Below are 13108 nucleotides of genomic sequence, written 5' to 3'. Positions count from 1 at the left end.
ATAAAAACGGGAAATAAAGCCCCTCTTAAATCAACCGCTTAACCTTGCAAATGAAAAGTGTGAACTGCCGCCAAAGTCGATCTATTGCGCAAAATCGTTAGCGCATGTTAGATTCCGCGCCCAGACAGTTATCAGAATTTGACTAAGATTCACTAACAAGACGAAATTAGTTTTCTTTACTTGGAAGGTGCCATGCCAGTTTTAATGCGGGACTTTGATTCCATCGATATACGGCTGCTGATCGTCTTCCGCGCCGTGGTGTTTACCGGCAGCCTGAGCAAAGCCGCTCGAAAGCTCTCCGTAACCCCCAGCGCCGTCAGCCAGTCTCTGTCCAAGCTGAGTAAGTACTTCAGCCACCCCCTGTTCACCCGTACCAGCAACGGCCTGGAGCCCACAGACTTTGCCATGGAGCTCTATGGCTACGTTAACTCCGCCTTGGACCTGCTGCAGGACGGCGTCGAGAGCCTGAGCGACTTTGACGCCGCCAACAGCAAGCGCCGCTTCCGCATCGCCGCCAACCACATCCTGGATCTGATTGTGCTGCACCCCCTGACCCGCCGGGTGGAGTCCTTTAACGGCCAGTTGAAGATCAGCGTCAACAACCTGGTCGAGGAGGAGTCCAAGATCATCGACAGCCTGCAGATCGACAACAACGACCTGTGCCTGGTGGCCCTGAAGGTGGATATGAAGTCCATCGTTCAGGAGAAGCTACTGGAGGAGGAGATGGTGGTTCTGGGCTGTCGCAACAACCCCCTGACCAAAGAGGTGATCGACATGGACACCTATCTGGCGCAGAGGCACGTGCGCTACGCCGTGGGCCAGATTGGTTACAAGATGGGTAACGCCCTAAACCTGGGCTATGTGGATGAGCGCGAGGTGTTCCTGGACACCAATAACCCCTTCAACGCCATGGTGATGGCCCAGGAGACCGACGCCCTGGTCACCGTCTCCCGCTGGCTGTGGGAGAAGTATGGTCATCAGTTTGAACTGGCCGAGGTCAAGACCTCCTTCGAGATCCCCAAGGTGCCCCTCTACCTGACCTACCTGAAGAAGATGGAAGACAGCAAGGCCAACCGCTGGCTGCGTGACCAGGTGAAAGAGACCCTCAGCAAGATTCGCTGATCTCTCCGCAGGAAAGGACTCCTGCCCTCCCCTCCAAACAAAAAAGCCGGCAGTCACCGGTGAACACCCTACACTAACCTCTCGCCCTTACCCGAACACTCACTCCAGCACTCTGCGGGCATGCTGCCAGTCGCAGCCGTCCCCTAAAAAAAAACAGCAGCCGAAGCTGCTGAGTCCTGACTGGGACGGTCACCCTCAATCCCAGGCCAACTCCCGGTAGTGGGTGCGGCACATGGAGACATAGCTGTCGTTGCCGCCAATATGCACCTGATCACCATTGCGCACCGGGTTGCCCTCACCGTCCATTCGCACCACCATATTAGCCTTGCGGCCACAGTGGCAGATGGTCTTCAGCTCCACCAACTTATCGGCCCAGGCCAGCAGGTAGTGGGAGCCTTCAAACAGCTCCCCCTGGAAGTCGGTCCGCAGGCCATAGCAGAGCACCGGGATATCCAGCTTGTCCACCAGGTAGGTCAGCTGACGAACCTGCGCCTTGGTGAGGAACTGGCACTCATCCACCAGCAGACAGTTGACCGGCTGCTGCGCGTTGCGCTCCTTTACCATCGCCAGCAGGTCATCCTCGCGACGGTAGATCAGGGCGTCGGAAGAGAGGCCGATGCGGGAGGTCACCTTGCCTAGCCCGTAACGGTCATCCAGGCCAGCCGTCATCACCAGCACCTCCATGCCCCGCTCACGGTAGTTGTAGGCGGACTGTAGCAGAGAAGTGGATTTGCCGGCATTCATTGCCGAGTAGTAGAAGTAGAGTTGAGCCAAAATTCTTCCCCCTGAAAAACTCCCGCCCAGTCTATCGAAAAGGCCGGATCTGAACCAGAGTTCGCCGGTGGAAACTGTGCGCAGGCTCGCCGCCGGTGCCAGAAAAAAGCCCCGCCAGGCGGGGCTGTGCGGCGTTACTCCAGGGCGGTCGCCGCCGCGGGTGCACACAGGCGCCTGAGCACCACCACCGCCAGCACCAATCCCAGGGTGGCAGCGGCAAACCCCATGGCCACGGAGCCGGTGATCCCCAGCACCAGGTAGCCGGCCAGGGAGATCACCGCCGTCAGCAGCGCGTAGGGCAGCTGGGTGGTGACGTGATCGATATGATGACAGCCCGCGCCGGTGGAGGAGAGAATGGTGGTATCGGAGATGGGCGAGCAGTGATCACCGAACACCGCACCGGCCAGGACCGAGGAGAGCATGGGCAGCATCAGGGCCAGATCCACCGCTTCCGCCATGTTGGCGGCGATGGGCAGCATGATGGCAAAGGTGCCCCAACTGGTACCGGTGGCGAAGGCTGCGAAGCCGCTGAGCACAAACAGCAGCGCCGGCAGGGACCAGGGTGGCAGGCTGCCCTGGGCCAGGGAGGCCATGAACTCGCCGGTATTCAGGTCGCTGATGATCCCTGCGATGGTCCAGGCAAACAGCAGGATGTAGATGGCAGGCAGCATCGACTTGGAGCCACTGATCACCGCCTTGGCCATGTAGGAGACCGGAACCCCCTGCATTAGGCTGAACAGCAGGGTAAAGATCACTCCTCCGAGGCCGGAGTAGAACAGGGACCAGGCCACGTCGGTGTTCTCGAAGGCGCCGATGACGCTGAACGCCTTGCCGTCGGCTGCCAGTGCCTGGTTGCCCGAGTAGAGCATTAGGCCCACGGTGATGGCGATCAGGAAGGCGATGGGCGCCACCAGGCCGGCCACCCGACCGTTGTCCGCCTCAGGCAGATCCAGCTCCTCGCCGGCAGGCACACCACGGGATTCGTCCCATAGCTGGCCGGCACGGGCGCGCTGTTCGGCACGGGCCAGGGCACCGAAGTCCAGGCCGAAGCAGACCACCGCCAGCAGCAGCAGGAAGGCGAAGATGGCATAGAAGTTCATCGGCACCATCTGGATAAAGGCGCTCAGATAGCCGATGTCGCTCATGCCATGGGTGGAAAGCAATCCGCCGATCAGGGCGATGATGTAGGCCCCCCAGGAGGAGATGGGCGAGATCACGCAGATGGGCGCCGAGGTGGAGTCGATGCAGTAGGCCAGCTTCTCCCGGGACACCTTGTAATGGTCTGTCACGGGACGAGCCACCGAGCCCACTACCAGGGTGTTGAAGTAGTCATCGATGAAGATCACCACCCCCAGCACCATGGTCATCAGCTTGGCATCGCGGCCGCTGCGAATCCGCTGCCTGGCCCAGGCGGCAAAGGCCCGGGTCGCCCCGGAAACGGAGATCAACGCGGTCATGATCCCCAGCAGCACCAGGAAGCCCAGGGTATGCAGGTTCCAGGCGGCGGGGGCACCCTCCTCCCACACCAGGGTCAGGGCTCGCGCAGACAGCTCAGTGACGGCGGCACCTGGGGCGAAGTCCACCAGCATCAGGGTGCCTAGGACAATGCCCAGCCCAAGAGAAAGCAACACCTTGCGGGTGATGATTGCCATCCCGATCGCAACCAGGGGAGGCAGAAGAGAGAGTGCCGAATCGGCGTAACTAATTAAGGCCATCGTTATCTTATCGTTTTGGATTAGCGATGGAGGCAACTGACACGACTGTGCGTCGAGGGAGGGATATGCAAAGAATAGAAACCCGCCGTCCTTTCAGTAGCGCTCCATAGTAAAAATTGCTCCGAGCTCCTCTCGGAATTTACTATGGCAGTGCTGCTCCTGTTAAAAGCAGCCCCAGCGGTCAGGGATGATGCCCGAACCACTTCGGCATCGACTCCTTTCCGACGGTGTCTTCGGGTATCAACCTCGACCGGCGTACTGATAGGCGATGCGCCTCTACCTAAATCGGTACTCGCATAAAGCGAAGGCGGCATTCTAACCGCAAGTGTCCCTCACTTGTCCGGCAGATGCCGCCATTATGTGAGCCAAGTCACATTTATAACAGTTCCGTGAGCTTAGGGATAGCCTCAAACAGGTCCGCTTCCAGGCCATAATCGGCAATCTGGAAGATGGGCGCGTCCGGATCCTTGTTGATCGCCACGATCACCTTGGACTCCTTCATCCCTGCCAGATGCTGAATGGCACCGGAGATGCCCACGGCAATGTAGAGCTCCGGAGCAACAATCTTGCCCGTCTGGCCTACCTGCAGGTCGTTGGCCACGAACCCGGCATCCACCGCCGCCCTGGAGGCCCCGATGGCAGCTCCCAGCTTGTCGGCCAGCTTCTCGATCAGCGCGAAGTTCTCACCACTGCCCAGCCCCCGGCCACCGGAGATCACCACCCGCGCCGCACCCAGTTCGGGACGCTCGGACACCACCAGCTCTTCACCGATGAACCGGCTCAAATCATTGGCCTGGGTATTGCCAAGGACGTGGATCTCGGCCGGCGCCTGATCGGCCACGGCATCGAAGGCACTGGTACGGATGGTCAGCAGCTTCTTGTCATCCAGGCTCTGCACCGTTGCCAGGGCGTTGCCGGCGTAGATGGGACGCACGAAGGTGTCGGCAGACACAATGGCAATCACGTCGGAGTGCTGAGCCACGTCCAGCAACGCCGCGACCCTGGGCAGCAGATCCTTACCCTTGGCACTGGCGGCCGCCAGGATGTGGCTGTACTCATCGGCGATCTCCACCACCAGATCGGCCAGGGGTTCGGCCAGTTGATGCTCGTAGCAATCACTGTCGGCCACCAGTACCTTAGTGACCCCCGCCAGCTTGGCTCCCTGCTCCGCCGCCGAGCCAACCCCCTGGCCCGCCACCAGCAGGTGAAGCTCCTGTCCCAGGGCGGAGGCTGCACCGACAACCTTGGCGCACTCCGGCCCCAGTCCCTGCTTATCTACTTCTGCAATAATAAGGATCGCCATTACACCACCTTCGCTTCATTCTTCAGCTTGTCCACCAGCTCTTCCACTGAGCCCACCATGATGCCGCCGCTACGCTCGGCTGGCGCCGCGACCTTAATAACCTTCTGATGAGGCTTGAGCTGCAGCTCGAAGTCGGCAACCGTCACCGTCTCCAGCGGCTTACGCTTGGCCTTCATGATATTGGGCAGGGAGGCGTACCTGGGTTCATTCAGGCGCAGGTCTGCGGAGACCACCGCCGGCAGCTTGATGCTCAGGGTCTGAATGCCACCGTCGATCTCACGGGCCACCTTAACCTGGTCTCCCTCTAGCTCCACGCAGGAAGCGAAGGTGGCCTGCCCCATTCCCGCCAGGGCGGCGGTCATCTGGGCAGTCTGGTTATTGTCGCCATCGATGGACTGCTTGCCGAACAGCACCAGGGAGGGCTGCTCCTTGTCGATGACCGCCTTCAGCACCTTGGCAATGGAGAGAGGCTCCAACGCCTCATCATGCTCCACCAGAATCCCCCGGTCGGCCCCGAGGGCCATGGCGGTCCTTAGCTGCTCCTGGGCCGCCTTGGGTCCAATGGAAACAACAATAATCTCTTCGGCGTGGCCCTTCTCCTTCAGCCTCACCGCTTCCTCCACTGCGATTTCGCAGAAGGGGTTGATCGCCATCTTCAGATTCGCCAACTCGACATCCGTCTCGTCGGCCTTCACCCTTACTTTAACGTAGGGGTCGACCACCCGCTTAATGGGAACCAGAATCTTCATAGTACGTCCTTTGTCTCGCGCCGGAATCGACTTTGCCTCACACTGCCTCCACTCTAATTACTGTTGACGTAAACGTCAACATGAAGGCTGATCGCCCCGACAGCGGACAGGCACCGCCCCCAACAATGGAGAGAAAAGAGTTTTTAAATCGACAATGAACTTAAACCAAGTAAAAAAGTCATCATTGAAGAATGCAAAATTCTATTTTATACCCAGATGAACCAGAATATTTTGCAGACAAGTATTATTTTGCATGCTAGTCTAAACACTGATCTATTAGCACACTCAAATTAGGTTGATTCAACGATGGCTGATTTCCTGGAAATTTTGACTCACGGTCGCCGCTTGAAGGCTCAAGTTAAAGAGCTGGAGCTGGATGAACTGAAAGACGTAATTGCCAAGCTGCAGAAGATTGCTGAAGAGCGTGAAGCCGAAGCTGAAGCTGAGGAAGCCGCTCAAGCAGAGCGTTTGGCTAAAATAGAAGCTATTCGCAAGCAGCTGGAAGAAGACGGTATTAGTGTCGATGAGCTGAATGCGCTGGAAGGAGCCACTCCTCGCCGCAAACGAGCCCCTCGCCCGCCTAAATATCAAATTGAAGTAGATGGCGAGATGATTACCTGGACCGGTCAAGGTCGTACTCCTAAAGCGATCAAGGAGAAGCTGGATCAAGGCCACTCCCTGGAAGAGTTCCTGATCGAACAGTAATCTGAGATTGCCGTTTAGAACGGTCGCCAATGGCGGCCGTTTTTTGTTGCCCTGGCCAGAGGCGGCCAGGCGCAGCACGCCCCCCCAGACAACGCTCCCTCCCCTGCAACCAGTTTATAAACATCTAATTATTATGAGTTAATTCTAAGGATGCCCCTGTACTCCGGCGCCCGGCCCGTGCCTTACTGACATCCAGGATTGGCAATTCAGCCCATAAATATCGATTCCCTGGCGCAATTCTAAACCAGGCATGACAATTCAATTTACAGCACTCGGCCAGGGTAAAGGAAGGCTGAACATGGGCTGAATATGTGAATCCTAATTACCCCCTGTGGCAAAATATAGACCACACTCCCCCCGGGGTTATGCTGATTGTGCGAGGCAATGAGCACCAAAATCAGAATGCGCTCGCGATCGTATGCCTTTGAAACCGCCCGGCTCAGTGAGAACTTAACCCCCGGCTCCACCTCGCTCCGATTAAGGCTATTTGGACCTGAGCTTAAGCTACAGATGAGTTATAAGTAACCAAATGTTAACCACGTCGGTGTGGCCGCAGAGAGAATACTTGATTGTTTGGCTATTTTTGTTCAGGCTCCCTACCGTATTTGAAGAGGCTGTCACTCACCTTAATCTGTATGGCGATATCTTTAGCTAAGACAACGCCAACAATTGATTAAAATTGCACCAGGCGCTCTGTTCTTTACTCTGCACTGGTTATAGAGTCCATGGATGATATCCCGATGCCGGGCCACTCCGACCAAATCGAGCAATGCCGCCCTGTGTTACACTAAGGCCACAATGGCGGTATAGAGAAAACGATGAGATTAGCCACTCCAATCACCCTGTTGCTGCTAAGCGGCTGCGGTGCCCATTTCGAATTCAACAGCAACCTGGATTCCCAGGCTGCCCAGAATTACTTCAAAGCTGGCAGCGTTACCCTCTACCAGGGAGAGGCACCGCCACCGGGGAGAGGACTGGGATGGCTGGAGGCCACCAGTTGCCAACAGCGCAGCACCGATCCCATTGCCACCGAGGCCGACGCCCGCACCCAGTTGCGTTATAACACCGCCGAGCTGGGTGGGAACGCCTTATGGATCAATCGCTGCGTTTCATTGCCAGGCAGCAGTCAATGTCTTACCGCCATCACCTGTTATGGCCAGGCCCTGGTGCACCATGAAGATTGAGATAGAACCCGTCGCCCTGTGCCGCTCCCCCTATAAGCAGAAGTTTGCCATCCCCCGCCAGCCCAGGCTGGTGCCGGCGGCCATCGGCCGGCTTGAACTTCAGGGCGAGTACAACAATCCGGATCTTTACCGGGGACTGGAGCAGTTCGATACCCTGTGGCTGATATTCGCCTTCCATGAGAATCTGGCCCAGGGATGGAAACCCACGGTGCGCCCACCCAGGCTGGGTGGCAACACCCGCATGGGGGTGTTTGCCACCCGGGCGACCTTCAGGCCCAACGGCCTGGGTTTGTCCGCGGTCAAGCTCAGGGGGGTTGGCTGTGATAAGGGCCAGCACTATATCGAGGTCGAAGGGATCGACCTGCTCGACGGCACCCCGGTCTACGACATCAAGCCCTATATCCCCTACTCCGATGCCCTGCCCGACGCCGCCGGAGGCTTCGCCCAGGAGCCTCCACCGCCCATGGCGATGGCGATCAGCCCCGAGGCCCAGGACGCCATGGCTTACGCCGAACGGCTCTGCCCCGGCTTCCGTGCACTGGCTACACAGGTGCTGGCCCAGGACCCCAGACCCGGCTACAAGAAGGAGGAGGGGGAGCGGGTCTACGGTGTTCAGTTGCACCAGTTCGACCTGCGCTGGCAGGTGAAGGAGGGGCGTAACCTGGTGGTGGACGTGGTGTCGCTGGAGACGACATGACCGAGCGCTACCGGGAGCAGCACAAACGGCGCCTAAACTGGATGCCCTGGCTCTACTACCGCCTGAAGCCCAAGCATCTGGAATGGGCCGCCCCCTGGCAACAGGCACTGCAGCGGGAGCTCTGCTCTGTCGAATGTGTCCAGTTCGGTGACCACTGTTTCATGGCCGAGGAGTGCGCCATCTTCGCCGAACCCGGCCGCGAGGTCCGCATCGGCCAGAGCTGTATGCTGGCAACTGGCAGCTTCATCCACGGCCCGGTCACCCTGGGGGACGAGGTCAGCATCAACCACGGTTGTAGCCTCGACGGTGGCCGGGCCGGGATCGTCATCGGAGATCAAAGCCGGCTGGCCAACAACGTCAGCATCTATGCCTTTAACCACGGCATGGAACTGGACCGCCCCCTCTATCAGCAGGGGGTCCGTTCCCAAGGGGTGGTGATCGGCCGGGACGTGTGGATCGGAGCCAGGGCCTGCATCGTCGACGGGGTCACCATCGGTGATCACGCGGTGGTGGGCATGGGGGCGGTGGTCACCCGGGATGTCCCCCCCTACGCCAAGGTCGCCGGCAATCCCGCCCGCATCATCGGTGACCGCCGCGATCCCTAGCTGACAGGACGGGTCCTAGCCCAGGCTCAGATCACCCCGCTCCTGGTTGTGGTAGGCCACCTGATTGCGCCCCTGACTCTTGGCCTTGTACAGGGCCTGGTCCGCCAGCTCGAAGAACTGCTCCGGGGTCTGGTCCACCTCGGGCACCACGGTGGCCACTCCCACACTGATGGTGACATAACCGCAGATGTCCGACCCCTCATGAGGGATGCCCAGGGCCTCCACCATCGCCCGTAAGCTGTCGGCGAACTTCACCGCCTTGCGGCCGGTTTCCGGCAGCACCGCGGCAAACTCCTCCCCCCCATAGCGTGCCAACAGATCCCGGGGACGATTCAGCTGGCTGGAGAGCACCCGGGCGATCTTCTTCAGTACCCGGTCGCCGGCCAGATGGCCATAGCGGTCGTTGTAGTTTTTAAACAGGTCCACATCGATAACGAACAGGGTGATGGGCTTGCCGGTACGGCGGGCACTCTCCCACTCCTGGCTGAGCCAGGTATCGAACTGGCGGCGGTTGGCCACCTGGGTCAGCCCATCGGTCAGGCTCTGCCGGGTCAACTGTTGATTCACCCGGTTCAGCTCCTCGGTGCGGGCCCGAACCATCGCCTCCACCTCATGGTTGCGCCGACGCATCTGCCACAGCAGTCCGCCCACCGCCAGCACCGCCACGGAGCCCCCCAGCCCCACCACATAGGGAGCCAGGCTGCGCTTGGCGGCGAAAAAGTTGCCGTTGGCCATGGTCACCAACTGCCAGCGGCGGCCGGCGAGATTGTCAAACACAAACTCCTTGGTGCGGTCGCCGATGTCCCTGGGGTGAACCGGTCCCCCCAGCAGCTGACGACGATGGTCTCCGGTGGTGTCCCAGATCTGAAACTCGATGTTAGCCCGATGCCCGTCCAGTACCAGATCGTGCAGCAGCCCCTCCAATTGGAACACTCCCAGCAGGTACCCCTTAAGCAGCTTTTTGCGACTGGCGTCGGTCAAGGGCTGACTATGATAGATGGGCATCACCGCCACCACCACCTTGCCAAAGGAGGCATCCAGGCTCATGGGAGAGAGCAGCAACTCCCCCCCCTCCATCGCCCTCCGGAGCACCTCCAAAAGCTCCGTATCCTGGCTGAGATCCATTCCGAGACGCGCCTCGTTGCCGCTGAAGGGACGCAGGTAGTAGACGGGGAAATACTCGGCGCGGCGCTTGGCCACCACCCGCTTCCCCCCATCCATCTCGGTGAACGAGTAGTCGGCGAAGCGGTCGCGCATCGCCCGTTCATACCGCTCTCGCTCCCCCTCTTCGACCCTGGGGACCCACTCCAACGCCTTCAGCTCCCGCTGACGTGCCAGGATACCGTCGGCCACCAGCTCGAACTCCTCGGCGGTCACGCTTGAGCTGCCCTGGTAGAGGGTGGAGAGGTAGTTCAGTACCGACAGGGAGGAGTCGATGCGCCACTTGATCTGCCGGGCTTGATTGCTGGCATAGTGGTCGAACTCCCGCTCCAGGGTAAACTGCTCCGCCTGGTAGAGGCGGAACGCCAGCCAGGTCATGGACAATACCCCGACCAGCACCAGGCTGGTAATACCCCATCGTTCGCTCTTCATCACCACTCCGTCGGACTTCAGGCCTTTAACAATTATTCCATACGAAACAACCGATAATCATCTTATATTACACCTGTGCGCCAGTGGGTGGCGGTTTCGGCTGCCGCGGCGCTCCACAAAGCTTGGCCCGAGTGACACCCGGGGGCCAGGACTGATAGACTATCGCCCTCATAATTTTTACGGACGTTATCGATGAGAACCAGTCGTTACCTGGTCTCCACCCTGAGAGAGACCCCCTCTGACGCCGAAGTGATCAGCCATCAGCTGATGCTGCGCGCCGGCATGATCCGCAAACTGGCTTCCGGGCTCTACACCTGGCTGCCCACCGGCCTCAAAGTGCTGAAGAAAGTTGAAAACATCGTGCGCGAAGAGATGAACCGCGCCGGTGCCGTTGAGACGCTGATGCCCATGGTCCAACCCGCCGACCTGTGGCAGGAGACCGGACGCTGGGACGACATGGGTCCCGAGCTGCTGCGCATCAAGGACCGTCACCAGCGTGACTTCGTCCTGGGGCCGACCCACGAGGAGGTGATCACCGACATCGTCCGTGACGAGGTGAAATCCTACAAGCAACTGCCGCTGAACCTCTACCAGATCCAGACCAAGTTCCGTGATGAAGTGCGTCCCCGTTTCGGCGTGATGCGCTCCCGCGAGTTTCTGATGAAGGACGCCTACTCCTTCCACCTGGATCAGCAAACCATGGACGAAACCTACCAGGCGATGTACCAGGCCTACTGTCGAATCCTCGAGCGCATGGGGCTGGCATTCCGCCCGGTACTGGCCGACACCGGCGCTATCGGCGGCAGTCTCAGCCACGAATTCCAGGTGCTGGCTCAGAGCGGCGAAGATGCCGTGGTGTTCTCCACTGAGGGAGACTACGCCGCCAACATCGAGAAGGCGGAAGCCCTGCCCCTGGGCGAGCGTGGCGAGCCCACCCAGGAGCTGACCCTGGTGGACACCCCGAACGCCAAGACCATCGATGAGCTGGTGGCCCAGTTCGACCTGACCATCGACAAGACCGTGAAGACCCTGATTGTCCGCGCCAGTGACCAGTGTGACGCGAAGCTGGTGGCCCTGATGGTTCGCGGCGACCACGAACTGAATGAGGTCAAGGCGGAAAAGCTGGCCGAAGTTGCCACCCCGCTGCAGTTTGCCACCGAGGAGGAGATCCGCGATGCCATCGGTGCCGGCCCCGGCTCCCTGGGGCCGGTTGGCCTGACACTGCCTTTGATCGTCGACCGCTCCGTTGCCACGCTGAACGACTTCGGCGCCGGCGCCAACATCGACGGCAAGCACCACTTCGGCATCAACTGGGAACGCGACGTGGCCCTGCCCCGCGTAGAGGATCTGCGTAACGTGGTCGAGGGTGACCTTAGCCCCTGTGGCAAGGGCACCCTGAAGATCGCCCGCGGCATCGAGGTGGGTCACATCTTCCAGCTGGGCACTAAGTACTCCGAGTCGATGAAAGCCACCGTTCTGGACGAACAGGGCAAGGCCCGTCCACTGATCATGGGCTGCTACGGCGTCGGTGTGTCCCGCATTGTGGCCGCCGCCATCGAACAGAATCACGACGACCGCGGCATCATCTGGCCAGCAGCCATCGCCCCCTTCCAGGTGGTGATCGTGCCCATGAACATGCACAAGTCTCACCGTGTTCAGGACGCGGCCGAAAAACTGTACGAGGAGCTGTCCGCCGCGGGGATCGACGTGCTGTTCGATGACCGTAAGGAGCGTCCCGGGGTGATGTTTGCCGACGCCGAACTGATGGGCATCCCCTACTCGGTGGTTATCGGCGAGCGTGGCATCGACGCCGGCGCCTTCGAACTGAAGATACGCGCCGACGGCAGCAAAGAGGATGTGGCCATGGACGCAGTCCTCGAGGCGATCCAGGCCAGACTGAAGGGCTAAGGCCTTGTAAAGAGAAAGGGTTGGCAGTGCCAACCCTTTTTTTATCTCGGTGACTTCAGCCGCCCCGGAGCACTGACCGCGCGCTCGATCCCCAATATCAGTTCGCGGAAGATCTTCTCCTTATCCAGCTCTACGGTGCACTTGCGGGCGCCGCACACCAGCTGCACCATGCCCGCGTGCAGGGTATGGAACAGAGTAAAGGCGGTCTCGACGGACATGTCCGGGTGCAGGGCCCCCCGCTCCGACGCCATCTTCAGCGCCTGATACATGTGCGAGTCCTCCTGGCAGTGCAGCTCATCCAGCTTGTCCGCCAGCTCGGGCACCTGCTCCGCCTGGTTGTAGAGCATCATCACCTGCTTGAGGGTGGACTCACTATTCATCTCCAGCCAGAAGGCGTGGCTGGCCTTCAACAGGCACTCCAGGGGATCGGCCCCCTCCTCGGTCATGGTGCGCCACAGCCGCTCCGCCTCCGGAGTAATGGAGCGCTCAAACAGGGCATGCAGCAGATCCGCCTTATCCTCAAAATGCCAGTAGATGGCGCCACGAGTCATCTGGGCATCGGCGGCGATCTGCGCCAGGGTGGTCTTGACCACCCCTTTCTCACTGAACAGCCTCATCGCCGAGTCCAGCAGCAACTGGCGGGTTTTCTCCGCCTCAGCCTTGGTTTTTCTCGCCATGATTCGGGTCTCCTGGGGCACTCCCCTCCCCTTCCGGGAAACAGCACCACTTCGAAAGGGTAAAGAATGGCGCAGA

At 59.8% G+C, this 13108-nt stretch carries 12 protein-coding genes and 1 riboswitch; of the genes, 6 read left to right on the top strand and 6 right to left on the bottom strand.

Features of this window, described 5'->3' with window-relative positions:
* Positions 1–192 precede the first annotated feature (192 nt).
* Entirely contained in the window at positions 193–1122 is a 930-nt protein-coding gene (locus FCL40_RS06325; protein WP_136852321.1) for a LysR family transcriptional regulator, read from the top strand.
* Positions 1123–1317: 195 nt separating this feature from the next.
* On the opposite strand, the gene FCL40_RS06320 is transcribed toward FCL40_RS06325, so the two are convergent.
* The 4 genes from FCL40_RS06320 to FCL40_RS06305 all read right to left on the bottom strand — a co-directional run bounded on the left by FCL40_RS06320 (position 1318) and on the right by FCL40_RS06305 (position 5663).
* Positions 1318–1896 (bottom strand): thymidine kinase, encoded by a 579-nt coding sequence (locus FCL40_RS06320; RefSeq protein ID WP_136852320.1) that lies wholly within the window; start codon positions 1894–1896, stop codon positions 1318–1320.
* Positions 1897–2030: 134 nt separating this feature from the next.
* Entirely contained in the window at positions 2031–3611 is a 1581-nt protein-coding gene (locus FCL40_RS06315; RefSeq protein WP_136852319.1) for a Na+/H+ antiporter NhaC family protein, read from the bottom strand.
* Positions 3612–3700: 89 nt separating this feature from the next.
* Positions 3701–3898, bottom strand: a riboswitch (Lysine riboswitch).
* A gap of 89 nt (positions 3899–3987) precedes the next feature.
* Positions 3988–4914 (bottom strand): FAD-binding protein, encoded by a 927-nt coding sequence (locus tag FCL40_RS06310; protein ID WP_136852318.1) that lies wholly within the window; start codon positions 4912–4914, stop codon positions 3988–3990.
* Positions 4914–5663 (bottom strand): electron transfer flavoprotein subunit beta/FixA family protein, encoded by a 750-nt coding sequence (locus FCL40_RS06305; RefSeq protein WP_136852317.1) that lies wholly within the window; start codon positions 5661–5663, stop codon positions 4914–4916. The genes FCL40_RS06310 and FCL40_RS06305 overlap by 1 nt, the downstream gene beginning before the upstream one ends.
* 306 nt (positions 5664–5969) lie before the next feature.
* On the opposite strand from FCL40_RS06305, the gene FCL40_RS06300 reads away from it, so the two are divergent.
* The 4 genes from FCL40_RS06300 (at position 5970) to FCL40_RS06285 (ending at position 8854) form a co-directional block, all read left to right on the top strand.
* Entirely contained in the window at positions 5970–6368 is a 399-nt protein-coding gene (locus tag FCL40_RS06300) for an H-NS histone family protein (protein ID WP_136852316.1), read from the top strand.
* A gap of 818 nt (positions 6369–7186) precedes the next feature.
* Positions 7187–7552, top strand: coding sequence for an Rcs stress response system protein RcsF (gene rcsF / locus FCL40_RS06295; protein WP_136852315.1), 366 nt, complete (start codon positions 7187–7189; stop codon positions 7550–7552).
* Entirely contained in the window at positions 7542–8249 is a 708-nt protein-coding gene (tsaA, locus tag FCL40_RS06290) for a tRNA (N6-threonylcarbamoyladenosine(37)-N6)-methyltransferase TrmO (protein ID WP_136852314.1), read from the top strand. Before rcsF ends, tsaA begins: the two co-directional genes overlap by 11 nt.
* A complete protein-coding gene (locus FCL40_RS06285; protein WP_136852313.1) occupies positions 8246–8854 on the top strand; it encodes an acyltransferase in 609 nt (202 codons plus the stop codon). The genes tsaA and FCL40_RS06285 overlap by 4 nt, the downstream gene beginning before the upstream one ends.
* A gap of 15 nt (positions 8855–8869) precedes the next feature.
* Here FCL40_RS06285 and FCL40_RS06280 read toward each other — a convergent pair whose 3' ends face one another.
* Positions 8870–10447: a sensor domain-containing diguanylate cyclase gene (locus FCL40_RS06280; protein ID WP_136852312.1), complete on the bottom strand. Its 1578-nt coding sequence runs from the start codon at positions 10445–10447 to the stop codon at positions 8870–8872.
* A 192-nt stretch (positions 10448–10639) separates the two neighbouring features.
* Between FCL40_RS06280 and FCL40_RS06275 the strand changes: the two genes are divergently transcribed.
* Positions 10640–12355: a proline--tRNA ligase gene (locus FCL40_RS06275; protein ID WP_136852311.1), complete on the top strand. Its 1716-nt coding sequence runs from the start codon at positions 10640–10642 to the stop codon at positions 12353–12355.
* 41 nt (positions 12356–12396) lie between these two features.
* Here the strand turns inward: FCL40_RS06275 and FCL40_RS18665 are convergent, their stop codons facing one another.
* A complete protein-coding gene (locus FCL40_RS18665; protein ID WP_205729102.1) occupies positions 12397–13032 on the bottom strand; it encodes a TetR family transcriptional regulator in 636 nt (211 codons plus the stop codon).
* Positions 13033–13108 lie beyond the last annotated feature (76 nt).

This window comes from Ferrimonas sediminicola (assembly GCF_005116715.1).
Classification (GTDB): domain Bacteria; phylum Pseudomonadota; class Gammaproteobacteria; order Enterobacterales; family Shewanellaceae; genus Ferrimonas; species Ferrimonas sediminicola.
The sequence above is the reverse complement of the archived record's forward strand: the minus strand, read 5'-3'. Positions and strand labels throughout refer to the sequence as shown.

What these genes read in the sequence shown, in the direction of transcription:
- FCL40_RS06285 (WP_136852313.1), top strand. Translation starts at nt 8,246, where the DNA reads ATGACCGAGCGCTACCGGGAGCAGCACAAACGGCGCCTAAACTGGATG.
- tsaA (WP_136852314.1), top strand. Translation starts at nt 7,542, where the DNA reads ATGAAGATTGAGATAGAACCCGTCGCCCTGTGCCGCTCCCCCTATAAG.
- FCL40_RS06305 (WP_136852317.1), bottom strand. Translation starts at nt 5,663, where the DNA reads ATGAAGATTCTGGTTCCCATTAAGCGGGTGGTCGACCCCTACGTTAAA.
- FCL40_RS06280 (WP_136852312.1), bottom strand. Translation starts at nt 10,447, where the DNA reads ATGAAGAGCGAACGATGGGGTATTACCAGCCTGGTGCTGGTCGGGGTA.
- FCL40_RS06325 (WP_136852321.1), top strand. Translation starts at nt 193, where the DNA reads ATGCCAGTTTTAATGCGGGACTTTGATTCCATCGATATACGGCTGCTG.
- FCL40_RS06275 (WP_136852311.1), top strand. Translation starts at nt 10,640, where the DNA reads ATGAGAACCAGTCGTTACCTGGTCTCCACCCTGAGAGAGACCCCCTCT.
- rcsF (WP_136852315.1), top strand. Translation starts at nt 7,187, where the DNA reads ATGAGATTAGCCACTCCAATCACCCTGTTGCTGCTAAGCGGCTGCGGT.
- FCL40_RS18665 (WP_205729102.1), bottom strand. Translation starts at nt 13,032, where the DNA reads ATGGCGAGAAAAACCAAGGCTGAGGCGGAGAAAACCCGCCAGTTGCTG.
- FCL40_RS06315 (WP_136852319.1), bottom strand. Translation starts at nt 3,611, where the DNA reads ATGGCCTTAATTAGTTACGCCGATTCGGCACTCTCTCTTCTGCCTCCC.
- FCL40_RS06300 (WP_136852316.1), top strand. Translation starts at nt 5,970, where the DNA reads ATGGCTGATTTCCTGGAAATTTTGACTCACGGTCGCCGCTTGAAGGCT.
- FCL40_RS06310 (WP_136852318.1), bottom strand. Translation starts at nt 4,914, where the DNA reads ATGGCGATCCTTATTATTGCAGAAGTAGATAAGCAGGGACTGGGGCCG.